The organism is Rubrobacter aplysinae (genome assembly GCF_001029505.1).
GTDB lineage: Bacteria > Actinomycetota > Rubrobacteria > Rubrobacterales > Rubrobacteraceae > Rubrobacter_A > Rubrobacter_A aplysinae.
This window is the reverse complement of sequence record NZ_LEKH01000008.1, coordinates 99,107-122,149: the sequence shown is the minus strand read 5'-3', so window position 1 is coordinate 122,149 and position 23,043 is coordinate 99,107. Positions and strand designations below refer to the sequence as shown.

The following is a 23,043-nucleotide window of genomic DNA, read 5'->3' as shown; positions in this document are numbered from 1 at the left end:
GCGAGAAAGCTCCGCGTGTCGAGCCGGAGGCAATAGTTGAGAGAGCTGCTCACACGTATAGCTGACGTTACCTGGTCCGGTGGAGAGAACAGTGCCATGCGGTATCTGGTGCCGCTGGCTCTGGTGTTCGGTGGGTTCGTCCTCGGGTTTATCTTCGAGAAGACGGTGCTGCGTTGGCTACGTTATCGAGCCTCGAGTAACTACTGGTATAGCGACGACATCATCTTTGACTCGCTGCGCTACGTGGTCACCGTGTGGTTCGGTCTGATCGGGATCTACTTGGCGGCGTACAGTGGCTCTCTCACCTTCTTCGAGCGTGGAAGCGGCGACAACGTCACGCTCTTCAACGTGGTCACCTCCGGCTTGACCGTGGCCTTTATCATCTCTGTGGCGGTGCTCCTGACCCGGATAGCCAACGGCTTCATAAAGCTGTACACGAGCCAGATCAAGGGTCTGCCATCCTCGTCGCTGCTGGTGAACGTCTCCGGGATCGTGATCTTCACGCTGGCGGGCTTGATCTCGCTCCAGTCCATCGGCGTGGCGGTCGCCCCGATACTCACGGCTCTCGGTGTCGGTGGTCTTGCCGTGGCCCTGGCCTTGCAGGAGACGCTCGCCAACTTCTTCTCGGGCATAGTTATAATCCTCTCGCGCCAGCTGCGGCCAAACGATTACGTGAGTCTGGAGTCCGGTGACGAGGGCTACGTCACCGACATAACCTGGCGCAACACCACGATCCGGTCCCTGAACAACAACACCATCATCGTGCCGAACTCGACGATGTCGAACTCCATCATCACCAACTACTATCAGCCGGGCAAGCAGCTCTCGCTCATCATTCCGGCCCGCGTCGGGTACGGCATGGACCTCGCCCGCGTCGAGGAGGTGACGCTGGAGGTCGGGCGTGAGATCCTGCAGGAGGTCCCCGGCTGCGTCGCCGAGACGGAGCCGCTCGTCCGCTATAACAACTTCGGAGAGATGAGCGTCGACTTCTCCGTGATCCTGACCATCCGGGAGTTCGTGGACCAGTTCGCGGTAAAGCACGAGTTTATGAAGCGCCTCCACCGCCGTTACGCCGAGGAGGGCATAGACATACCGGCCGTAATGCCGGCATTTGGAACCGAGTCCGCCGAGTCCGCCGCGGATGGCTCTTCGTAGTTCCGTAGCGCCCGCCGGAGCTACCGAGCTACCGGAGCGTACGGGCGCGCACGGAAGGCGTCGTGGCCATGATCTATCATTGGACGCGTGACGCAACCGGATCAGGAAAACGACGCCGACACCGCACCGAATGGCTCGCCCGGGGGCTTCGAGTCCCGGCTGAGGGCCGCGACCGCGACCCCTTTCGAGGGCTGGCGCGAGGTGTACGAGAGCTTCTCGCCCGTGGACCTCGAAACCGGCCACAGACGCCCCAGGACTCCGCCGCCGAATAACGGCTCCCGCCGCGCCGCCGTGCTGATACCCGTGATACCCCACGCCGGGGGGGCGCACGTCCTGTACACGCTCAGAAAAGGCCACCTGCAGGATCACGCGGGGCAGATCTCATTCCCCGGCGGCGGCATGGAGCCTTCCGACGGCTCGCTGCTGGAGACGGCGCTACGCGAGACCCGCGAGGAGGTTGGTCTCCCGCGAGCGGAGATCGAGATCCTCGGCCAGCTGGAGGAGATGTACATTCCCCCGAGCGACTACCGGGTAAGCCCGTTCGTCGGCCTGCTGCCCACCAGGGCGGAGCTTGCGCTCGCCCCCGAAGAGGTGGAGGAGATCTTCACCGTGCCCCTCGCGGACCTGATGTCCGGCAGCGCCTTCCAGCGGGTCCCGTGGAGCCGCGACGGCCGCCGCTACGAGGTGCCGGTCTTCGCCGTGGACGGCGTCACCGTCGGCGGCGGGGGGACGCTGCGGCGGTACGAGATCTGGGGCGCAACCGCCGCGATGACCGCCGGGCTCCTGTGCCGCCTCGGCTGGAGTCCAGGCTAACGGCCTCACGCCCGTAGCCTTGCCTCCGGCGCACGCCTTGTGTATGCCATCGCTACGTGAGGTATGCAGAGGTGCTAACTTTCGTCCTCGTGAGCGCGGCGGGAGAGAGCGGGGGCGGGCAACCGGTCCACAGGAACCACAACCTGCGGATCATCTTCGCCGTGACCCTGATGGCCGTCATGGGGGCGGCCGTTATAACCCCGGCGCTGCCGGAGGTCTCGGAAGAGCTTGGACTCTCAGCAGGCCGGGTCGGGCTGCTGCTCACGGTGTTTACCCTGCCGGGGGTAGCGCTGACTCCGGTTCTCGGTATCCTCTCGGACCGGCTCGGACGCAAAAGGGTGCTCGTGCCCTCCCTGTTTCTTTTCGGTATCGCCGGTGGCGCGTGCGCGCTGGCTCCGGGTATAGAGGCGCTGCTGATCCTGCGCTTTCTACAGGGCTGCGGCGCCGCGGCGCTCGGCACGATCAACGTGACCATGATCGGCGACATCTTTTCCGGCAACGACCGCGATACGGCGATGGGCTACAACTCCAGTATCCTCTCCCTGGGCACGGGTAGCTACCCGGCGATTGGCGGCGCTCTCGCCATACTGGGCTGGCACTACCCTTTCGCTCTACCCCTGGTGGCCGTCCCCGTGGGCCTGCTGGTGCTGTTCTTCCTGCATAACCCCGAGCCGGAGGGCGGGGAGAGCCTCAAACAGTATTTCAGAGACATCCGGGACAGCCTCAAGGACCGGCGCACCGCCGGGCTGCTGGGCGCCACGCTGGTCACGTTCGTGATCCTGTACGGGCCCCAGATCACGTACCTCCCGATCCTGCTCGACGGCTCCTTCGGCGCCTCGCCCCTGCTGGTCGGTCTGATCCTGTCGAGCGCGTCCTTCACCACGGCCCTGACCTCTTTGCAGCTGGGACGTATCGCCCGAATCGTGGACGGAATGACTCTCGTGAGGATCGCGTTCGTGCTGTACGCCGTGGCGCTATCCGCAATACCCCTGATGCCCGCGCTCCCGTATTTGCTCATACCCACCGTGATCTTCGGGGTCGCGCAGGGGATAAACCTCCCGAACATCTTCTCCCTGCTCGCCGGGTCCACCTCCTCCGAGAGCCGGGGCGCACTGCTAGCCCTGAACGGCATGGGCCTCCGTCTGGGCCAGACCATCGGGCCGCTCGTCATGGGTGCCTCGGCCGCCGCGCTGGGCATTACCGGTGCCTACTACGCCGCCGCCGGGCTGGCCGCCACCATGTTTCTCGTCGCCCTCGTCATTATCCGCCAGCCTGCTTGACCCCTGACATTTCCGGTTATCCGCAAGATGTTGCGTATAAACCCCGCTAAACGGTGGATGAGTGCCATGAGAGGTGCTCTCTAAATAATCAGGGTCTAAACGACTCGGAAGAGGAGAAGGATCCACGGCTCTGCCGGTCTCAGGTTAAGCTCCACCGGTAGCCGGTGAGAAGCGCGAGAAAAGGCAGGGAGCAGATGCAACGAACGGATCATGCGGAAGAGCCGGAGCGGTCCTCCGGCAGGCTCGGGGTGCTGATTCCGGGGCTGGGCTCCGTGGCCACGACGTTCGCCGCCGGGCTGGACCTGATCCGGCGTGGAGAGACCGACCCCGTCGGCTCCTTGACCCAGCTCGGCGTTATCCGGGACGCCGCCGGGGAGAAGGCGCGAAGGATAAAGGATATCGTCCCGCTCTCCAGCGTCGGAGATATCGTAGTCGGCGGCTGGGACGTCGTCGCCGACGACGGGTACGAGGCCGCGAGAGCCGCCGGCGTGCTCTCCGAAGCCCACCTGGAGTCCGCCCGTGAATGCCTCCGGGCCATCGAGCCCATGGCGGCCGTCTTCGACCCCCGTTATGTGAGCCGGCTGGAGGGGTCACACGTAAAGAGCTACACGTCTCTGCGAGAGGCAGCGGAGCTCGTGCGGGAGGACATCCGTGAGTTCAAGCGGGTCAACGGCCTGGACCGGGTGGTCATGATCTCCTGCGCCTCGACCGAGGCCTACGCCCAACCCCGGAAGGCCCACCACGGCCTGGAGGACTTCGAGCGGGCGCTCGAAGAGTCGGACCCCGCGATCTCGCCGGCCATGATCTACGCTTACGCCGCCATCCGGGAGGGGGTTCCCTACGCCAATGGCGCGCCGAGCCTGGCCGTCGAGATACCCGCCCTGCTACAACTCGCCGCAGAGCTCGGTGTCCCCGTGGCCGGGAAGGATTTCAAGACCGGCCAGACCCTCATAAAGACCATCCTCGCCCCCGGAATTCGCGCCCGGGCGCTCGGGCTCGAAGGCTGGTTCTCGACCAACCTCCTCGGCAACCGCGACGGCATGGTGCTAGAAGACCCGGAGAGCCACAAGAGCAAGGAGGTCTCCAAGCTCTCCGCTCTCGAGAGCATCCTGGACCCCGGCCTATACCCCGAGCTGTACGAGAGCATGTCCCACACCGTGGACATCAACTACTATCCGCCTCGCGGCGACGCGAAGGAGGGCTGGGACAACGCGGACCTCACCGGCTGGCTCGGGTACCCGATGCAGATCAAGATAAACCTCCTCGCCCGCGACTCCATCCTCGCCGCCCCGCTGGTGCTGGACCTCGCGCTACTTCTAGATTTGGCCCGGAGATCCGGCATGGGAGGCGTCCAGGACTGGCTCTCCTTCTACTTCAAGAGCCCGATGACCCCGGAAGGCCTACATCCCGAGCACGACCTCTTCCGACAACTCCACCGCCTGGAACAGGAGCTGGTCGCCATCTCGGAAGTCTCTTGAGTCCTCACCTTTCCATGCGCTCCCGGGCTGGGCTCTGCTCCCAGGTGGCCGGAGAAGAGGGGCCGGAGAAGGAGGAGAGAAATAGCTGGGAGTGGAAAACCGGGCCGGAGAATTTACAATTGCTGTAAAGCCGAGGCGTGCGGAGCAGTGCAGGCGGAGTAAGCCTCATCGCCCCGGCGAAAGCCCTGGGCGGGAGCTCCAGAAGGCGAAAAAGGCGAGAGAGACGAAAAAAGCGGCGAAAAAAGAGGTGAAAGGGTGCTAACCGAAGAGCGCGTGCGGGATCAGCTTAGAAACGTCATAGACCCCGAGATCGGGATGGACCTCGTGGAGCTTGGTTTGATCTACGACGTCGAGGTCCACGAGGACGGCCGTCACGTGGACGTGAAGTTCTCCCTGACGAGCCCCATGTGCCCCGTGGGGGATATGATCCAGGAGCAGGTAGAGACCGAGACCCTGGCGATAGAGGGTGTGGAGACCACCAACACCCAGCTCACCTTCGAGCCCATGTGGAGCCCGGAGATGATGAGCCCGGCCGCCAAGCTATTCTTCGGCCGGTAGACGCCGGGTAGCCTCCGGCCGGGCCCTGTTTGCCTGACGAGCCTCCGGTCAACGTGCCGGGAGTCTCCCCGTTGCCAGAGCATCGCCCCCAGGACCCCGCCTCTCGTCCCGACGTAGAGGCGGGTTTTGAGCATCTACGCGCCGGTCCAGACCCGGTGATAGCCGCGCTCGTGAGCCGGATCGGGCCGCTGGACCGCACCCGCCGCCGTAGGGGCCGTCCCAAAGACGCCTACGGCGCGCTGGTACGCTCCATAGTAGGGCAGCAGCTCTCCACGAAAGCTGCCCGCACCATCTACGAGCGCCTGACCGCCCTGTTCGGAGGCCGTACCCCTTCGCCGGCCGAGGTGCTCGCCGCCGGAGAAGCAGATCTCCGCGCCGCCGGGCTTTCCGGCCGCAAGGCCGAGTATCTCCGGGAACTCGCCCGCCACGCGGAGTCTGGGGAGCTGGATCTCGGCTCGCTGCACCTCCTCACCGACGAGGAGGTTGCGGATCGGCTCGTCGCGGTCCGGGGACTCGGCCGGTGGACCGCCGACATGTTCCTGATGTTCCACCTGGATCGCCCCGACGTACTCCCGGTCGGAGACCTCGGCATCCGCCGCGCCGCACAAAAAGCCTACAGTCTTTCCGAGATGCCTAGCCCCGGCGAATTGCGCGGCCTTTCCCACCCCTGGCGTCCACACCGCACCCTGGCCTGTATCTACCTGTGGGAGTCACTGGACGCCCCGCCGGAGGATGGGCCGGGAGGTTAGCCGTATCCGGGATCCACATTCCCCACTCTCTAACCGCTCGGAGATCCCATAAAATTCAGCCGCGCCCACGCGCGGTCAATCTTTACCATTCCCCACCGTTAAGCTCTGCCCCAAACATTAACAATACCGTTACAGGCTCGAAATAGAATGTACACAAAGACCGGAGGATAATAAGGTAAGGCCCCGGTACGGAGACCCCCCTCCAGAGGTGCAACGCCCCGGGGCCTTGTATGATCTTCTGCGCTATCCACGCTACGAATCGGCGTCGAGAGTCGTGCCTTTGACCGGGTTTTTCTTGGTCCGTAATTTTTAGGGTTTCAGGGCCGCGACACGAGCCGCAACGCCCGTCCGGGGTTGCACGCTCCCGGCGACCTCGGAGACTGTACCTGCTCGGTCTGGCCGTGACGGGGCCCCCGGACTCGTGGATAGTGGTGAGGCCTGTGGCTCTGTAAGGGCTGGTCGTGGCAGCTACCATGCCAGGCTACGAGTTGACCCTGCGGAGAGGAGCGGAGATGCGGGTAAGTGACGTAAGGGTGGAGACCGGAGAGCGGTACCAGTTGATCTCCATAACCGGCGAGGTTCGGCGCGCAGTGCGGGAGGCCGGGGTAGAGGACGGTTTCTGCGTGATCTCCTCGACTCACACCACCGCAGCCGTAACCGTAAACGAGGATGCCGACCGCGACGTTCCCCGCGACCTGGCCGCCGCCTGCCGGGCGTTTCTAAATGCCCTGGACGTGCGCTTCGATCACGCCGAGGGTAACAGCGACTCCCATCTGCTCACGAGCCTCTTCGGGCCGTCGCAGTCCCTGCTCGTCCGCAACGGCGAGCCGGACCTCGGTCGCTGGCAGGGTATCTTTCTGGCTGAGTTCGACGGCCCCCGCACGAGGACCGTACGGGTCGCGATTGGGGAGGCCTGAAAGTCTGGTTGCTGACCCCTTTCTCCATCCGGCCATAGACAGGGGCGCGAAAAGTCCTTATCTTGCTCTCCTATAGGTGTGTTGCCTGGACGTTGTCGTGCGATCCGGCTGGCAGCGGGGGTATGGGGTGGAATTTGGGCGGAAGTTTCGGGGAGTGGGGACTCTCTTGGGCCGAGCCATTAGCCACCACGGTTGCCGGGCGGTCGAGTCAAGGGGAGGAGCAAGTCTGTGATTGAAGACCTACTTGGGGGGCTAAGCGGGTATATTTGGGGTAACTCTCTGTTTGGGGTAACGGGACTGCTGGTGCCGTTGCTGCTCGGGGTTGGCATCTTGCTCACCATAATGTTGCGTGGGCTACAGTTCCGAGAACTCGGCTCCGCTTTAAATCTGGCGCTGGTCAAAAGAAGAGAGGCTACCAGCGAGGGCGATATATCTCACTATCAGGCGCTGGCTACGGCGCTCGCTGGTACGCTCGGTACGGGTAACATCGGCGGTGTGGGTGCCGCGATACTGATCGGTGGCCCCGGCGCGCTGTTCTGGATGTGGGTAACCGCCCTGTTCGGCATGGCGACGAAGTACTCCGAGGCCGTGCTGGGCGTAAAGTACAGGGACACGGATGCCGTCGGTGAGAAGGCCGGGGGGCCTATGTTCTACTTGAGCCGGGGCATAGGAGGCCGACTAGGACGTACCCTGGGTACGCTGTTCGCGGTGTTTGCCGCAATCGCGGCGTTCGGTATAGGTAACGCCGTGCAATCTTTTGAGACCTCTTCAGCGGTAAACCAGGCATTCGGAGTCCCCCTCTGGATCACCGGACTTGTGCTAACTGTGGGCGCCGGAATCGTGATCCTGGGCGGCATACGCTGGATAGGAAGGTTCACCTCATTCTTTGTTCCTCTCATGGCAGTCCTCTACATACTCTCAGCCGCTCTGATAATTTTGCTCAACATAACCCAGGTTCCAGGGGCCATCGCGGTCGTGGTATCCGACGCTTTCACTGGCACCGCAGCTGTCGGCGGTTTTGCGGGAGTTAGCTTCGTCGCGGTGCTCTCTTCTGGTGTTGCCCGGGGCATCTTCTCCAACGAGTCTGGTCTCGGTACCGGCGGGATAGCTGCGGCGGCGGCCCAGACCACCTCGTCGGTGCGTCAGGGGGCGGTCTCGATGACCCAGACCTTTATAGACACGATAGTAGTCTGCTCGTTTACCGGTCTTGCCATAGTTACCGCTGGAGTATGGAGTGGCAGTGGCTACGAAGGCTCCGGTGCTAGGGTCACGCAAGCGGCGTTCTCCGAGTCGCTTGGGTCCTTTGGCACTGTGCTGCTCGCCGTCGGGCTTGCTCTCTTCGCCTTCTCTACACTCATCACCTGGGCCTACTACGGAGAGCGCAACATGGTGTACCTGTTCGGCCGCGGCGGCGTGCTACCTTACCGTCTGGTCTTTATAGCCGTTATCTTTATTGGGGCGCGGTTTGGCTCCACTGAAGGTGCCCTTAGCCCCGCTTGGCTTTTCGCCGACGTTATGAACGGCCTCATGGCGTTGCCGAACCTTGTAGGTCTCCTGATACTCGCCGGGGTCGTGGTTAGAGAGACGAGGAGCTACTTCAGAGGAGGTAACACGCTACTCTCCGAAACCTCGGGTGAAGACGGCCCCCGGGTAAGGTAGAGCCTCGAGCCCGCGAAAGGCCGTATCTCCGTGGGACGGGGCCGTGCATCCGCGCGCGGCTCCCGCTCCCCGCCGTCCACCGGGTTCCGCCTCCCGGAAAACGGGTAGAATGAGGCTCGAAGGAGGGCCCCGGGCGGACACCGGAGCAGGGCTTTGGGTTTGATTCACAGTCTGCGCTCGACGCTCTCGTATAATCTTGTAGTATATTTGTAACGAAACATTACGTGCGTGAGCGTCTTTTGAGGCACTAAACGGAAAAGCTGCGACCCAAAGAGCCGATGGAGGTCTCTAAATGAGCAAGTTGGTGAACACCGGTCTGGCGGTAGGCGGGACCGCGCTGGCATTCGGGGCTCTCAGGAGGGCTTTGAACCCGAGCCCCCGCTACGCGCCGTGGGAGAAGCCCCGGTATGATCAGTTCGAGGAGAAGGTGCTGGTCGTGGGGGGTGGCTTCGGGGGTTACTCGGCGGCCACGAAGCTCATGGAGAAGATCAAGTCGCGCAACGACGTGGGCGTCCTGGTGCTCGCTAAGGACAACTTCTTTACCTTCTGGCCGATGGTGCCGGGCATCGTCTCCAGCGACATAGATAGCCGGAACGTGGCCCAGCCCCTGAGACGGGCTCTGGTCTTCGCCGGGGCGAGCTTCCGGCGGGCCGAGCTGCAGAGCGTGGACACGGAGAACAAGACCGTGACCGCCGGGGGCCGGGACTTCCCGTATGACCATCTCGTGCTTTCTCTCGGTGGCCAGCCCAACTTCTTCGGCATACCGGGTGTGGAGGAGAACAGCCTGAAGATGAAGGGCGTCGAGGACGCAGAGCGAATCCGCAACCGCGTGATCGAGCGCTTCGAGGAAGTCTCGATGATGCGGGGCGACGTGCCGGACTCCAAGCTGACCTTCGTCGTGATAGGCGCCGGAGCGACGGGCGTGGAGACCGCATCCGAGATCCACTCCCTGGTCCACGAGGCGCTCGCCCCGGATTACCCGAACATAGACGCCAACCGGGTCAGGATCATCCTGCTCGAAGGGCTGCCGAACATCCTGCCGGAGATAGACCCCGCCCTGCAGAACGCGGCCCGGGGGCAGCTCGTACACAAGAGGATAGAGGTCCGTACCGGGACGCTGGCGCGGGAGATCACCGAGGACCGCGTAAAGCTCAACGACGACACCGAGATCTACACCGAAAACGTGGTATGGACCGCCGGAAACCGGCCAAACTCCGCGATCTCCGAGCTCGGCCTGCCTTACGACGAGCGCAACGGCATCAAGGTGGACGAGTACATGCGCGTGGAGGACACGCCGGGCGTGTGGGCCATCGGCGACTGCGCCGCCGTGCCGGACGGCAAGGGCAACTTCTCGCCGCCCACCGCGCAGGCCGCCAACCAGCAGGGCTACGCCGTCGCGGATAACATCCTGAAGACGATAGACGGCCGCGAAGAGGAGATGGCCCACTTCGAGTACAAGCCTATCGGTCAGCTCGTCGAGATCGGCGGGGATTTTGCCGTCAACGAGGTCATGGGCGTCCGCTTCACCGGCCTCTGGGCCGCGCTTTTCTGGAGGGCGGCCTACCTGTTCCGCCTCCAGAGCCCGCAGAGCAAGGCCAGAATCGCGGCGGACTGGATCCTCGGCCTCTTCATGCGTCCCGCTGTTACCCAGCTCCGGGGCTCCGACGAGTAGGTCGTGCCGGTTGTTTAACCCTCTACCGTAACCTTACGTCGAGGTTGATAAGGGCCGGATCCCATCCTCCGGATAGGGTCCGGCCTCTTGAACCTCTTGAGCGTTTCGGCCAAAGGTGCTAGCTTGGACATGTTCGACGCGTCCAAATAGTTTCGCAGGGCTAGCAGGGGATGGTTTCGAGACGGCTTTGAGAAGTGTGCGTGTTACGGGTGATACACGAGAGCCAGAGACGGCAGGGATAGGATGAATCTCGCCAATCAGCTAACGGTCGCGCGTCTTGTGGGAGTCGCGCCAATCATGCTGGCCATCTACATACCGTTCCCCGGCGCGTTGACGCTGGCGGTGGTTCTGTACGTCGCGGCTTTGATCACCGACTACCTGGACGGCGTGGCGGCGCGCAGCAGCGGCAAGGTGACCAACTTCGGTAAGCTGATGGACTCCATAGCCGACAAGGCGCTGATCGTGTCCCTGTTCTTCGTGCTCGTCGGTGAAGGAGTAATGGCGGCCTGGATGGCGGCGATCATGGTCATCCGGGAGTTTGGAGTTACCGGTCTCAGGATGGTCGCCCTGGAGAGCGGGGAGGTTATAGCGGCCAATAGCTGGGGCAAGGCCAAGATGAACTCCCAGAGCCTCGCGGTGTTCGTTCTGCTCGTCGGCTACGCCGGTATCGGACCGGCGGACACCCTGCTCACCGTAGGCTGGATCCTGATGCTCGTCGCGGTCGTGCTCACCGTGATCTCCGGCTGGTCCTACTTCAAGGACGCCCCGAGGATCTTCGCCGCTGCGGCTGGCGAGAGCCGCTAGGCGCTCCGGGTTGCGAGAGCGGCAAAACGGTTCCAAAAGTCCTAAAAGCCCTAAAAGCCCCGAAGATAAGGGCGTGCGCCTCGGACCGGCAGAGGCGGAGGCGGTTCTGCGGAGGGCCGTAGAGCTCAACGCCGTTGGTATGAGCGGTGGTCCACGCGGTGGCAGACGTTCCCGGGGCATTTCCCCGGAAGCTCTCGCCGAGGCCGCGGATCGCGCCGGAGTACCCAGAGAGCGCGTGTGGGAGGCCATATCGGAACGTGCCAGCGGGCGGTATGCGGAGGCTCAAACCCTGACGCACAGGCTTTACGGCCACTCCCGCGTGAGGATAGAGCGCCAGCTCGGGACGCCGCCTCAACTGGCACGCGAGCGCCTGGAGCATCTACTGCGTGCGGAGCAGGGGCTCAAGATGCGGCGCAGCACGGACTCCGGCTCCCTGTGGGACCCGGGCGACGCCCTGGGCATGCTACGGCGGGCCCTGGATCTCCCGGGAGAAAGACCCCTGCTAAAGGCCCGTTGCATAGAGCTGGTCGTGGACGAACGTCCGGGGGGATGCGGGGTCGAGATGACCGCCGATCTCTACGAGCAGCGGGGAGAATACCTTTCACTCGCCGGGATACTGGGCGCCACCCTTTCGATACCGGCGGCCATAGCCGGCGTCTACGAGCCGCTGTACCTCCTGGCGCTCCCGCCGGCGGTGGCTGTGCCCGGGCTGGGCTTCAAGCTGGCCTACGGCAGCGTCCGGGAGGAAGCCCGGAGGGTGATGAATACCCTGATTGAGACCTCGGAACGTCCGGTGGAGGCCCCGGTCGGCCAACGTGATAGGCACCGGGGCGGCACCCAGGAGCGCCGCCAGGCCCCGCGCTTCTCCAATAGCCGGCAGGCCGCGCGTCGGGAGCGTAACCGACAAGAGCGGGACTGAGGTATCGAGGCTCACCAAAGCCCGGATCTCCACGAGATGCACGGGGCACGTAGCACCGAGGATATGCCGCGCAAGGTCCTAAAAGAGGTCTTTGGCTTCGACTCCTTCCGAGAGGGGCAGGAGGAGGTAATACAGGCGGTACTCTCCGGCAAGGACACCCTCGGGGTAATGCCCACCGGAGGCGGCAAGAGCCTCTGCTACCAGATACCGGCGCTCATGCTGGACAGCCTGACGGTAATCGTCTCGCCGCTGATCTCCCTGATGAAAGACCAGGTTGACTCTCTGCTTCAGAGTCAGGTAGAAGGGGCGGCCGCGCTGCACTCCGGGCTAACCCCGGAGGAGCGCTGGGAGGTAGAGCGCCGTGTGCGCAACGGGGAGATCAAGATGCTGCTCGTGGCGCCGGAGAGGCTGCGTTCGATGGAGTTCGTGCTCTCGCTGCGGGGCGCGGCCTCCGGGGTGGGGCTTTTCGTCGTCGACGAGGCGCATTGCATCTCCGAGTGGGGACACGACTTCCGCCCGGATTACCTGTTTCTGCCGAAGGCGATAAGGGATCTTGGGAGCCCGCCCGTCCTGGCCCTGACGGCCACGGCCACCCCGCAGGTGAGACAGGACGTGCTGCGGGCGCTCGGGATGCGCGAGCCGGAGGTGGTCGTAACCGGTTTCAACAGACCAAACCTCACGTACAGGGTTATACCGGCAAAAAAGAAGGCCGAGAAGCTGCCGCTGGTGCTCGAAACGGCGCGGGCCTCGGGTGGCTCCGGGATCGTGTACTGCTTCACCCGTAAGGAGTGCGAGGAGCTGGCGGCGGAGTTGCGGCGGGCCGGGCTCGACGCCGAGCATTATCATGCCGGCCTCGGCGACGGGGAGCGCTCGGGGGTGCAGGAGCGTTTCATGACCGACGAGCTCTCCGTGGTGGTCGCGACGGTGGCTTTCGGGATGGGGGTGGACAAGCCCAACGTGCGCTTCGTAATACACGCCGCCGCTCCGCCCAGCCTGCCGAATTACCTGCAGGAGTCCGGGCGGGCCGGCAGGGACGGGGCCCCCGCGACGTGCGTCCTAGTCTACCGCGGCGAGGACCTGGGGAGGCGGAAGCGGCTACTGGGGGTGAGTGGCGGCGAGGACGAGGCCGGGGAGTTCTTTGCCGCGCTGGCCCGGGCCGCCGGAGACGATGGGCACGTGAGCCTGCCTCCCGGGTCGCTGGATGGCCTTGGCGGGGTGGAGCGGGACATGGCGGGCGTGCTGCTCGCGGGGCTGGAGGACGCCGGCCTCCTGCGGCGGGGCTATGATCTGTGGGCCGAGCTCGAGGTGCGCCGGGTCGAGGAGGAGCCGGGTGAGATGCGCCCCGAGATGTCCGCCGTACACGCCGCGATGCCCGGCGGCGGTGATATAGGCTTGCCAGAGCTCGCCCGGCGCGCCGGGGTCCGTCCGGCGGTTGCCCAGGCCTCCGTGTACCGGATGATGGCCTCCGGAGTCGCGGAGGCCGTGCCCCGCGGGGCCCTGGTGGACGTGAGGCTGCGCCGGAACCACCTCGACGGCCCGAGCCGGCGGGACGTTTCGAGCCGGCTCAAGCGCCGTAAAGGAAGAGCCTACGACCAGCTCGACGAGGTGAGAGCCTACGCCGAGCTCGATAGCTGCCGGCGGGAGCATCTACTGCGGCGCTTCGGGGATCAGGAAGAGGTCGCTCCCTGCGGCGGGTGCGACGTGTGTCTCGGAGAGAGTCGCGGAGGTGCCCGCACGGAGATACGTACAGAGGCCCGAGGAGAGGCGCTGGCCGCGCCGGTGGTGCCTGACGCGGTCCCCGGCGGTTCGGGGGCGGGAGGCGGCCCCGAACCGGACCCGGAGCTTTTCGAGCGGCTGCGGCGCTGGCGCTCCGAGCAGTCCAGCCGGCAGAAGGTTCCGGCGTACGTCGTGCTCCACAACTCTCACATAGAGGAGATCTCGGCCCTCAAGCCGCGAACCACCCACGAGCTCGGCGCGATAAAAGGTGTCGGGCTGCGCCGGGCGGCGCGATACGGCGAGGAGATACTGGCCCTCGTCCGGGGTGAGGAACCCGAGGAGCCCAAAGAGGCCGGAGCGGACGCCGGGGGCGGGGGTGATCCCCACAGTACCGGTAACGAGGTCAGAGGCTATGAGGTGCATCTAAAACGCGCCGGGAGTCTATTGTCCGAGGGTCTCGGCTCAGAGGCGGTTCCCGAGCTTGCCCGGGCGCTCGAGTCCGGGGGCGAGGAGGCGCGCCGGGAGGTCGACGCGTTGCTTTCCGGGGGTGTCAGGAGCGGTAGGGACGAGGAGAGGAGCGGGCGTGAGGCTACGGGGTAAGAGGGTGGCCGTCCTGGTGGCCGGGGGATTCGAGGATCTGGAGTACTGGGTGACGGTGATGCGTCTCCGGGAAGAAGGTGCGGAGGTCGTCTCGGTGGGGCCGGATCTCGAGCCGGTCTCCGGGAAGCACGGTCTCGAGGGACGGGCGGACGTTACCGCCGGTGAGGTAGATGCGGACGGGCTCGCCGGGCTCGTGATACCGGGCGGCTGGGCCCCGGACAAGCTGCGGCGTTACGAGGAGATCACGACCCTCGTTAGGATGGTGCACGAGGCGGGGAAGCCGGTCGGGATCATCTGCCACGGCGGGCTGGTCGGTATATCGGCCGGTATAGTGGGCGGCGGCCGGGCCACGGGGTCTCTGGGGATAAAGGACGACCTCGTGAACGCCGGAGCCGAGTGGGCGGACGAGGCCGCGTTCCGTGACGGCAACATCGTGTGGGGCCGGGTGGTGCCGGACATCCCGGACTTCTGCCGGGAGCTCGTCGCTGCGCTGGAGGAAGCCGGATAGTACGGGGCCGTGTGCGGCATCTTACCGGGCGGGGGCGGGGCCGCTGTTACAATCTCCCCAGATGAGAAGCCTTATCGCAATCGTGTTCGGTATGATCCTGGCGCTCGTGATCGGGGGCATCGTGCTGCTGGGTATCGTGGCCCCGGTGTTCACGGTCTTCATGGGCATCGAGGGCGCCCGCATGACGCCTTTCATCGGGCTCGTCGTGGCCGTGGTGGTTGGTATGGCTTTCTACTTCGGGGGGATGCTGGCGAGCTACCGGGCCCCTTTCTGGCGCAGGCTGCACGGCGTGGCGGTGGCGGTGATCTCGTTCGCCGTCTCTCTGGCGGTGAACCTCGGCACCCTCCTGTTTTTCGAGACAGAGCAGGACCCTCTCGCGAACCTCAGAACGGGCGGGGAGATACTCTTTACCGCCGCGCTCTTCGCGGTCTCAGTGGCCGCGGCCTACCTGGGGGCGCGGCGCGGGGAAGAGGTGTATACGCATAACCTGGAGGTCTCCCGCAAGAGAGAGGCCCGGGAGCGGGCCAAGTCCAAAAGAGAAGCCGCGAGGCAGGAGGCTTCAGAGGGGGCGGACGCCGAGGGCAAGTAGACCCTGCGCGTCGAGCCGGGCGTTGGGCCCCGGTTCCGGGAGGGGAGGCTGGTGGTCGCCCTCCCCGTATCCGGCGAGGTATACCTTTGGCCCGTCCGCTGCCCGGGGCTCCGACACGTAACGCCGCCAGTTCATGCCGGCCCAGAGGAGCGTTATTATCGTGGTTCCGGACCGGTCTTCCAGCGTCGCGTAGACCTCCGGCTCGCCGAGGGACTTGCAGATTGCGCGTATCACGTTTACGTGCTCGCTCTCGTTGAAGAGCGTGAGCCCTTCTCCGAGCAGGTCGCCGGGGGACCTGACCTCGCCCATCTCCCGCAGTTCCCGCAGAACTTCTTGCACCTTGTGTGTCCTGTATTGATTCTCGTCCCGCGGCCGTTCCTCTTTCTTCTCCAGCTCTCCCGCGGAGCCCGGAGAGCCGGGTAGCTCAGGGTGACGGTGCCCGCCGCGCAGGTAGCCGAGCTCCGCGAGCAGGCCTACCGTTATGGCCTCCTGTTCCTCCAGCTCTTCTTCCAGGACCTCGACGCGTTCCGCGAGCCGGGCGCGCTCCGCCTCATGCTTCTCGCGCAGCTTTGCGACGGCCTCCTCTAGCGAGGTGCGCACCCCGGCGCTATCCCGGGCCAGCTCCTCCAGGCGGCTACCGTAGACCCGGGTCTCGGAGAGCCGCCGGAGACGCAGGCTCTCCAGCTCCTCTTGCTTACGGGCCCTCTCGGTGGCGTGGGTCTGGGTGAGGGACCTGTTATCCGCCTCGCGCTGGGCCCGGAGCGCGGAGATCCTGCGCTCCGCGTCCCGCTTGGCCTCGGAGAGCTTCTCGGCGCTTGCCCGGCGTAGCTCGCTCTCGCGCTCGTAGGCGAGCCGCTTGACCTCTCGCAGTTCCTCGTCGCGGGCCGCACTGGACGTCTCCTCGGCCTCCGCGAGCCGCTGCTTGAGCGACGCTATCTCCTCTTGCTGACGCCGCGACTCCGTGGCGTGCTCCCGCTGGAGATCCAGCTCCCGCCCGGCGGCGGCGACTCGGAGCGTACGTAGCTCGGCGTCCTTCTCCGCCAGGAGCCTTTGCAGATGCTCTTCACGGTTCTGGTTGGGGCTTCGTGACCCTACGGGTTCTCCGGAGCCCCGGCGGACGAGATCCAACTCCCCGCTCCAGCGCCGGGCGGCGTCTCTGAGCGCCTCCGGCCCGTCCGGCTTCCGACTGTGCTCCTGCGACTCACCCGTAGCCTCTTCCCCGGACACCCCTTCCGCGAGGCCGCCGGCGGCCTGCTCTATCTCCCGGATCAACCGGACGAGCCTCTCCTCCCGGCTCAGGGCCTCGTGGTACTCGCCGGGCTCTGGAGCCCCGGAGGGTGGATGCGGCGGGTCTGTATCCTCTGCGGAAGACATGGCGCCGTTCAGGTTAACCCCGGCAAGATTCGGGGTAAAGGCGCGGCCTCGAACGTCCCGCGCAATCGGGGAGCGCGCCGCGTGTCGTGGGATTCTCTAGTGTGGGAGACCCGCCGGGGGGTTAGCTTTCCTTCTGGCAGGCGGGGCAGAGGCCCTCGATAACGAGCGAGACGTTCGTGACCTGGTAGTCCGTGTTCGCGTGCACGGTGTTCTCGAGCCCTCCGTACTCGACGCCGGGCACCTCGTCCACCGCGCCGCACTTCAGGCAGCGGACGTCGGTGTGGGGCACGGTGTTGACGTCGTAGCGAGTCGGGGAGTCCGACCAGCGCTTGGACTCTATGACCCCGACCTCTTCTAGGACTGAGAGTGCCTGGTACACGGTCCCGAGCGCGACTCGGGGGTTGCGCCTCTTGACCAGCAGGTACACGTCCTCCGCCGAAGGATGGCCCGAGGACGACTCAAGGGCGTCCAGTACGGCCCGGCGCTGGGAGGTCATCGTGTACCCCGAGAGCCGCAGCTTATCGCGCACATCTTGCTCGCTGACTACGGCCATCACAGGCTCCCGCGATTCTTGTGGTGTACCCGACTAATAATCATTCTTGAAAAGAGTCTACCATACGGCCTCTGCGATACGGCCTCCGCGCTCCCGCTCCGCCGGGAAGCAGCCCGTTACAACCAGTTACAGTCAGTTACACGGGGCGGGTGTAAGATAGGAGTCTATGTCTGTAATCTCTAGCTTCTTCGCGAACCTCTGGATCCTGCTCTCCAACGTGCGTCGCTCGCTCGGCCGTGCCCCGGAGTATGTGGTTATACAGGTCTCGGGCGCGTTGCCGGAGTTTGCGCCGGAGACGGGGCTTTTGAGGAGGCTCGGGGTTCGCGGCGCGCCGGTCCCGCCGAGCCTGGAGGAGGTCCGGTCCCGCCTGCGTCGCATCTCTGGAGACGGCCGTGCGCGGGGTGTGATCCTCCGGGTCCAAGAGCTCGACGCGGGCTGGGCTGCTCTGGAGGAGTTGCGGCGAGAGATCTCGGCCTTCCGCTCCGGCGGCGGGCGGGTGGTCGTGTATCTGCAGGAGCCGGATACCCGTTCCTACTACATGGCCTGCGCCGCAGACGAGGTGCTCGCATCCCCGCTGTCTACCGTGGGGGTCGTCGGGGTCGGCACGCGGGTCAACTTCCTCAAGGATGCGCTGGACAGGATCGGGGCCGAGGCGGAGGTGGTGGCCGTCTCGCCCTACAAGTCGGCCGGGGACACGTTTACCCGCAACGACTTCTCCCCGGAGGCACGCGAGCAGACCGAGCGGCTGGTCGAGCGCAGGTTCGAGAGCGTAATATCCGCGATCTCCGAGGGGCGCTCGGTGACCGGGGAGCGGGCGCGGGAGCTCGTGGACTCCGCACCTTACAGCGCGGCCGGGGCCGTCGAGGCCGGGTTGCTAGACGGCGCTGTGTACGAGGACGAGCTGCCCGCCCGTCTCGGCGACGAGTCCGGGGCGAGCGTCCGGGAGTGGGAGGCGGCACGGAAGGTACTGCGCAGGCCGTACCGGCGGCTCAGACGGGGTACGCGGGTAGGAGTGGTCCCGTTGTCGGGGGTGATCGTGCGCGGCAGGAGCCGGCGGCTCCCGGTGCCGGTGCCGTTCGTCGGCGGGGAGCAGGCCGGCAGCGAGACCGTGATCGGGGCGTTACGGCGGGCGGAGGCGGCGCGGTCGGTCGGGGCGGTGCTGTTTAGCGTGGACTCCCGGGGCGGCGACGCGCTGGCGTCGGACCTGATTTGGCGCGAGGTAGACCGCATCCGCCGCAAGAAGCCCGTGGTCGTGCTGATGGGGGAGTACGCGGCATCCGGCGGCTACTACGTCTCCGCCGCCGCGAGCAGGATACTCACCCGCCGCAACACCACCACCGGCTCCATAGGCGTGGTCATAACCCGCCCGGTGCTCTCGGGAGTCTACGGCAAGGCCGGGATCACGCCGGTCTCGGTCGAGCGCGGCGCTCGGGCCGGGCTGCTCGATACCACTCGGCGCCCGGACGAAGACGAGCTGTCCGTACTCCGCGCCCAGCTAGGAGGGTTCTACGAGGAGTTCAAGGACAGGGTCGCCCGGGGCCGGGACATGCCCGCTGAGGACGTGGAGCCCCTCGCCGGGGGACGAGTGTGGACCGGGGAGGAGGCTCTCGACAGGGGCCTCGTGGACGATATCGGGGGCTTCGAGGACGCGGTGGAACAGGCCCGCGAGCTCGCCGGGCTGGATGGGAAGGCGGGCTGGATAAAGATAAAGCCTCCCCGCTCCGCACGCCCTTCTCCGGGCACCAATCCGGCGGAGACCTTGTGGGATACCCTGGACTCGGCGCGGGATCTCCGGACGCCCCGGACGTGGACGATACTGCCGTATGAGCTTCTGGAGGAGAGTTGAAGGTGAGCCGGGTGAGCGCCGGGGCGCGTAAGGGTGCAAACGGCGTAAAGGGCGTGGACCGGCGGGCGATGAGCGTGCTGTCCGGCGGCCATCTGTTCACGGACGTGAATCAGGGGGCCGTGGCCGCGCTCTTGCCGCTGCTCGTGGCAGAGCGTGGCATCTCCCTGGCGGCGGCCGGCACGCTGCTGCTAGCGGCCACGATCAGCTCCTCGGTGGTGCAGCCGCTGTTCGGGTACTTCTCGGACGGGCGCTCGCTCCCGGCACTCATGCCGCTCGGGCTGTTGGCAGCCGGGGTCGGGATCTCGCTCGTCGGGGTGGTGCCCGGTTATCCCCTGATCCTGGCCTGTATCGTCCTCAGCGGGATCGGGGTCGCCGCCTTCCACCCCGAGGCCGCGCGCTTTGCGAACTACGTCTCCGGCTCCCGCAGGGCCACGGGCATGAGCTTCTTCTCCGTGGGCGGGAACGCGGGGTTCGCGCTCGGTCCCGTGCTCGCCACCCCGGCGGTACTCGCCTTCGGGATGCCCGGTACACTCCTGCTTTTCCTCCCGGCGGCCGTGATGTCGGCGGTAATGTTCCTGGAGCTCTCGCGCCTGAGGGCTTTCAGGCCCGCACTTGGCAACGGCCCGGAGGCCGCACTCTCGGCGGAAGACTCCGGCGAGAAGCGGGAGGAGTGGCGGCCCTTTACCGTGATGGTCGGGGTGGTGACGGCACGGTCCGTGCTGTACTTCGGGCTGGTGCTGCTCGTGGCCCAGTACTATACGGTGGTCCTCGGCGAGTCGGTGGCCGTCGGGAACGCCGCGCTCTCGGTGATGCTGTTCTCCGGCGCGGTAGGGACGCTCGCGGCGGGGCCGCTGGCCGACCGCTTCGGGCGGCGCACGATACTCGCGGCCTCGATGATCGTGCTCGGGCCGCTGCTCGTGGCTTTTACCTACTCCGGGACCGTCCTGGGCTTCGTGGTGATCGCGCTGACCGGGGCGGCGATCATCGGCACGTTCGGGACCACGGTGGTGATGGGCCAGGAGTACCTGCCGGCCAGGATCGGGCTCGCCGCCGGAATAACCATGGGATTCTCCATCGGGCTCGGCGGCCTCGCGTCGCCGCTGCTCGGGGCGGTGGCCGACGGCGCCGGGGTTCGCGGGGCCCTGCTCGCGATGGCCGTCCTGCCGGTAGTGGGCCTCGTCATGACGCTCACGCTGCCGCGCTCCGGCGACACCGGTGAGAGGCTGCGTAAGGAACCGCGTAAGAAACGAGCCTAGAGCCCGGTTCCGGCGGAACGTGTGATCGCGGCCCCTGTCACTCGTCCGGCTTTGGGTAAGATTACGGCCATGCGAACCTCGACGCCATCTCCGGAGGCCGGAGCTTGAAGGTCTTCGCCGGTCTGGGACACTTTACCTACCGCTACCGGTGGGCCGTCGTGGCGGTGTGGGCGGTGATCATGATCGCCGGCGCGTTCTTCGCGCCGAACCTGGCCGACCGGCTCAAGGGCGGCGGCTTCGACGGGGCGGGGACCGAGGCCGAGCAGGTGCGTGGTGCTCTGGAGGAGGACTTCGGCTTCTCCCCGGCCACCCTTACCGTGGTCTTCGAGGGCGGTGAGAATGCCGACGCCCGCGGCGAAGAGTTCCAGCGCCGAGCGCGCGAGGCTCTCGGAGGCGTGCGCGACATGGAGGAGTCTAGCTCCATTACCACCTACGCCTCCTCGGGCGACGAGCGCCTCGTCAGCGAGGACGGCACCGATTCCTACGCGCTCGTGGGCTTCGACGCCTCTGCAAACGAGACCCAGGACCTCGTCGAGGAGGTCCGTAGCCGGGTGGAGTCGGGGAACGACGGCGAGCTAGAGACCTATGTTACCGGCGCGCCCGCCGTGTACCTGGACATCCAGGAGGCGAGCAACGACGATATCCGCCGGGCCGAGGCCTACGCGTTCCCGCTGGCGCTCGTGATCCTGGTCGTGGCCTTTGGCAGCATCGTGGCCGCCGGGGTGCCGGTGCTCGTCGGCGGGGCGAGCGTTGTGACCACCCTGGCCCTCCTCTACTTCCTATCCGGCACCTACGACATGTCCATCTTCTCGCTCTCCATCGCCACGATGCTCGGGCTCGGGCTCGGCATAGACTACGCCCTGTTCGCCGTGAGCCGCTTCCGCGAAGAGCTAGAGGAGCACGAGCCGGCGGAGGCCGTGCCGCGGACGGTGGCGACGGCGGGACGCTCCATCTTCTTCTCCGGGACGGCGGTCCTGATCGGGCTCTCCGGGCTGCTCTTCTTCCCGTTCATGTTCATGCGCTCTATCGGGGTGGCCGGGGTTACGGTGGTGTTCGTCGCGGTTGCGGCGGCGCTCACCCTCCTGCCGGCAATGCTCGGAATCCTCGGACACCGGGTAAACGCGCTCTCCATTCGCCGCAGGCGCTCGTTCGAGGCCACGGAGGCGGGGTTCTGGGGCCGCAGCGCGGAGGCCGTAATGCGGCGGCCCGTGATTGTGATCGTGGCCGTTGGGGCCCTGCTCGCCGCGCTCCTGTACCCGGTGGAGCACATGAAGGTCGGCGTGCCGGAGGCGAGCGTGCTGCCCCAAAGCTACGAGTCCCGCGCCGGGGACGACCTTCTGAAACAGGAGTTCGACTACGCGGCTCTGAACCCGGTGCAGATACTCGCCGAAACGCCGGACGACCCCCTGAGCGCAGATTCCCTGGCCGCCACGCAGAAACTCGCCGGGCGCGTCGGCGGCCTCGGGGGTGTGGAGAGCGTGGACAGCATCTACGCCGTGGGGGAGGAGGGGGCCCGGGAGTACGCCAGAGAGGTCTCCGAGGCCCGCGCCGACGCCGAGGAACAGGCCGCCCAGAGGGTAGACGAGGAGGTCCAAAATCAGCTGGACGAGGTGGAGTCGCGGCTCGGTACCGTGCCGCCCGGCACGGAGGAGCGGATACGCGAGGAGGCCGAGAGCCGGGCCCAGGAGGGGATCGAGGGGCGGGTCCCGGATCTACCGCAGGGGATCTCGAACGAAGGCGATGGGATACAGGTCACCCCACAGGGCGTGGCGAACTTCTTCGATACTGAGCAGGCCCGGGACTCGGAGGAGATACAGCAGGCATTGGACACCTACGTGGGCGGGGACCGCACCCTGATACAGGCTGTTACCGAGTCGAGCCCCTACGATGAACAGGCCCGCCAGACCGTGGACGAAGTGCGGGACGTCGCGGCCCCGGCGGGCACGAGCTTCCTCGTCGGGGGGTTGTCCGCGGGCCAGGCGGACTTCATAAGCAGCCTTTACGGGACCGCGCCCTACGCCCTCGCCTTCGTGCTCGGCGTGACCTTCCTGGTCCTGTTCTTCACCTTCCGCTCCGTGTTCATACCGCTGAAGGCCGTGATCGTGAACATGCTCAGCCTGACGGCCAGCTTCGGGGCCGTTGTATGGGTCTTTCAGGACGGCCACCTCTCCGGGCTCTTGAACTTCACGCCCCTAGGGTTCGTGGACTCCACCCTACCCATCCTGATGTTCTGTACCATCTTTGGCGTCTCGATGGACTACGAGGTGTTCCTGCTCTCCCGCATGCGCGAGGCCTACGAGAGCGGTGAGCCGAACTCCGTGAGCGTGCGCAAGGGGCTGGTCTCCACGGCGGGGATCATCACCTCGGCGGCGGCGATACTGGTCGTGGTCACCGGGGCGTTCGCGTTTGCCGAGATCATCATTACCAAGGCCATCGGGCTTGGGCTCGCGGTCGCCATCCTGGTGGACGCGACCATAATCCGCATCATGCTCGTACCGGCCCTGATGCGCATCCTCGGAGACTGGAACTGGTGGCCCGGCGGCCGCAAGAAGATCTTCCACGGCGCGAAGCACGACCCCGAGGAGTAGCCGGTCTGG

19 protein-coding genes are annotated in these 23,043 nt (G+C 65.9%); 17 read left to right on the top strand and 2 right to left on the bottom strand.

Annotation, left to right across the window (positions count from 1 at the left end):
* Window positions 1-36: 36 nt before the first annotated feature.
* The 14 genes from ABD53_RS09910 (at window position 37) to ABD53_RS09845 (ending at window position 15,417) form a co-directional block, all read left to right on the top strand.
* On the top strand, window positions 37-1,155 hold the full coding sequence (locus tag ABD53_RS09910; protein WP_235401518.1) for a mechanosensitive ion channel family protein: 1,119 nt from the start codon (window positions 37-39) through the stop codon (window positions 1,153-1,155).
* A gap of 87 nt (window positions 1,156-1,242) precedes the next feature.
* Window positions 1,243-1,968 (top strand): NUDIX hydrolase, encoded by a 726-nt coding sequence (locus tag ABD53_RS09905; protein WP_053057903.1) that lies wholly within the window; start codon window positions 1,243-1,245, stop codon window positions 1,966-1,968.
* Window positions 1,969-2,039: 71 nt separating this feature from the next.
* Entirely contained in the window at window positions 2,040-3,248 is a 1,209-nt protein-coding gene (locus ABD53_RS09900; RefSeq protein ID WP_200900354.1) for an MFS transporter, read from the top strand.
* A 194-nt stretch (window positions 3,249-3,442) separates the two neighbouring features.
* Window positions 3,443-4,726, top strand: coding sequence for an inositol-3-phosphate synthase (locus ABD53_RS09895; RefSeq protein WP_047865606.1), 1,284 nt, complete (start codon window positions 3,443-3,445; stop codon window positions 4,724-4,726).
* Window positions 4,727-4,981: 255 nt separating this feature from the next.
* Window positions 4,982-5,284, top strand: a complete 303-nt coding sequence (locus tag ABD53_RS09890) for a metal-sulfur cluster assembly factor (protein ID WP_047865605.1) — start codon at window positions 4,982-4,984, stop codon at window positions 5,282-5,284.
* 71 nt (window positions 5,285-5,355) lie between these two features.
* On the top strand, window positions 5,356-6,033 hold the full coding sequence (locus ABD53_RS09885; protein WP_047865604.1) for a DNA-3-methyladenine glycosylase family protein: 678 nt from the start codon (window positions 5,356-5,358) through the stop codon (window positions 6,031-6,033).
* A 512-nt stretch (window positions 6,034-6,545) separates the two neighbouring features.
* The gene (locus ABD53_RS09880) at window positions 6,546-6,950 is read left to right on the top strand and encodes a secondary thiamine-phosphate synthase enzyme YjbQ (protein WP_047865603.1); all 405 of its coding nucleotides are present in this window, start codon (window positions 6,546-6,548) and stop codon (window positions 6,948-6,950) included.
* Window positions 6,951-7,181: 231 nt separating this feature from the next.
* Complete coding sequence (locus tag ABD53_RS09875) at window positions 7,182-8,609, top strand: alanine/glycine:cation symporter family protein (protein WP_047865657.1); 1,428 nt, start codon at window positions 7,182-7,184, stop codon at window positions 8,607-8,609.
* A 292-nt stretch (window positions 8,610-8,901) separates the two neighbouring features.
* A complete protein-coding gene (locus ABD53_RS09870) occupies window positions 8,902-10,281 on the top strand; it encodes an NAD(P)/FAD-dependent oxidoreductase (protein ID WP_047865602.1) in 1,380 nt (459 codons plus the stop codon).
* A 243-nt stretch (window positions 10,282-10,524) separates the two neighbouring features.
* Window positions 10,525-11,085, top strand: a complete 561-nt coding sequence (pgsA, locus tag ABD53_RS09865) for a CDP-diacylglycerol--glycerol-3-phosphate 3-phosphatidyltransferase (protein WP_047865601.1) — start codon at window positions 10,525-10,527, stop codon at window positions 11,083-11,085.
* A gap of 73 nt (window positions 11,086-11,158) precedes the next feature.
* Window positions 11,159-12,004 (top strand): hypothetical protein, encoded by an 846-nt coding sequence (locus ABD53_RS09860; protein WP_047865600.1) that lies wholly within the window; start codon window positions 11,159-11,161, stop codon window positions 12,002-12,004.
* A 36-nt stretch (window positions 12,005-12,040) separates the two neighbouring features.
* Entirely contained in the window at window positions 12,041-14,320 is a 2,280-nt protein-coding gene (locus ABD53_RS09855; protein WP_053057901.1) for a RecQ family ATP-dependent DNA helicase, read from the top strand.
* Entirely contained in the window at window positions 14,304-14,828 is a 525-nt protein-coding gene (locus tag ABD53_RS09850) for a type 1 glutamine amidotransferase domain-containing protein (RefSeq protein WP_047865599.1), read from the top strand. Before ABD53_RS09855 ends, ABD53_RS09850 begins: the two co-directional genes overlap by 17 nt.
* 61 nt (window positions 14,829-14,889) lie before the next feature.
* Window positions 14,890-15,417 carry a hypothetical protein gene (locus tag ABD53_RS09845; protein WP_047865598.1) on the top strand — a complete coding sequence of 176 codons (528 nt, stop codon included), beginning with the start codon at window positions 14,890-14,892 and terminating at the stop codon, window positions 15,415-15,417.
* On the opposite strand, the gene ABD53_RS09840 is transcribed toward ABD53_RS09845, so the two are convergent.
* Together ABD53_RS09840 and ABD53_RS09835 are read right to left on the bottom strand one after the other, a co-directional pair.
* Complete coding sequence (locus ABD53_RS09840; RefSeq protein ID WP_047865597.1) at window positions 15,388-16,791, bottom strand: coiled-coil domain-containing protein; 1,404 nt, start codon at window positions 16,789-16,791, stop codon at window positions 15,388-15,390. The genes ABD53_RS09845 and ABD53_RS09840 overlap by 30 nt on opposite strands.
* A 121-nt stretch (window positions 16,792-16,912) precedes the next feature.
* Window positions 16,913-17,344 carry a Fur family transcriptional regulator gene (locus tag ABD53_RS09835; RefSeq protein WP_047865596.1) on the bottom strand — a complete coding sequence of 144 codons (432 nt, stop codon included), beginning with the start codon at window positions 17,342-17,344 and terminating at the stop codon, window positions 16,913-16,915.
* Between the two features lie 166 nt (window positions 17,345-17,510).
* On the opposite strand from ABD53_RS09835, the gene ABD53_RS09830 reads away from it, so the two are divergent.
* From ABD53_RS09830 to ABD53_RS15970, 3 genes are all read left to right on the top strand, one after another.
* A complete protein-coding gene (locus tag ABD53_RS09830; protein ID WP_047865595.1) occupies window positions 17,511-19,190 on the top strand; it encodes a S49 family peptidase in 1,680 nt (559 codons plus the stop codon).
* 2 nt (window positions 19,191-19,192) lie between these two features.
* Window positions 19,193-20,446, top strand: coding sequence for an MFS transporter (locus ABD53_RS09825; RefSeq protein ID WP_053057900.1), 1,254 nt, complete (start codon window positions 19,193-19,195; stop codon window positions 20,444-20,446).
* Between the two features lie 104 nt (window positions 20,447-20,550).
* Window positions 20,551-23,034: an MMPL family transporter gene (locus ABD53_RS15970; protein ID WP_053057899.1), complete on the top strand. Its 2,484-nt coding sequence runs from the start codon at window positions 20,551-20,553 to the stop codon at window positions 23,032-23,034.
* Window positions 23,035-23,043 lie beyond the last annotated feature (9 nt).

What these genes read in the sequence shown, in the direction of transcription:
- pgsA (WP_047865601.1), top strand. Translation starts at nt 10,525, where the DNA reads ATGAATCTCGCCAATCAGCTAACGGTCGCGCGTCTTGTGGGAGTCGCG.
- ABD53_RS09870 (WP_047865602.1), top strand. Translation starts at nt 8,902, where the DNA reads ATGAGCAAGTTGGTGAACACCGGTCTGGCGGTAGGCGGGACCGCGCTG.
- ABD53_RS09895 (WP_047865606.1), top strand. Translation starts at nt 3,443, where the DNA reads ATGCAACGAACGGATCATGCGGAAGAGCCGGAGCGGTCCTCCGGCAGG.
- ABD53_RS09845 (WP_047865598.1), top strand. Translation starts at nt 14,890, where the DNA reads ATGAGAAGCCTTATCGCAATCGTGTTCGGTATGATCCTGGCGCTCGTG.
- ABD53_RS09830 (WP_047865595.1), top strand. Translation starts at nt 17,511, where the DNA reads ATGTCTGTAATCTCTAGCTTCTTCGCGAACCTCTGGATCCTGCTCTCC.
- ABD53_RS09855 (WP_053057901.1), top strand. Translation starts at nt 12,041, where the DNA reads ATGCACGGGGCACGTAGCACCGAGGATATGCCGCGCAAGGTCCTAAAA.
- ABD53_RS09835 (WP_047865596.1), bottom strand. Translation starts at nt 17,344, where the DNA reads ATGGCCGTAGTCAGCGAGCAAGATGTGCGCGATAAGCTGCGGCTCTCG.
- ABD53_RS09880 (WP_047865603.1), top strand. Translation starts at nt 6,546, where the DNA reads ATGCGGGTAAGTGACGTAAGGGTGGAGACCGGAGAGCGGTACCAGTTG.
- ABD53_RS09840 (WP_047865597.1), bottom strand. Translation starts at nt 16,791, where the DNA reads ATGTCTTCCGCAGAGGATACAGACCCGCCGCATCCACCCTCCGGGGCT.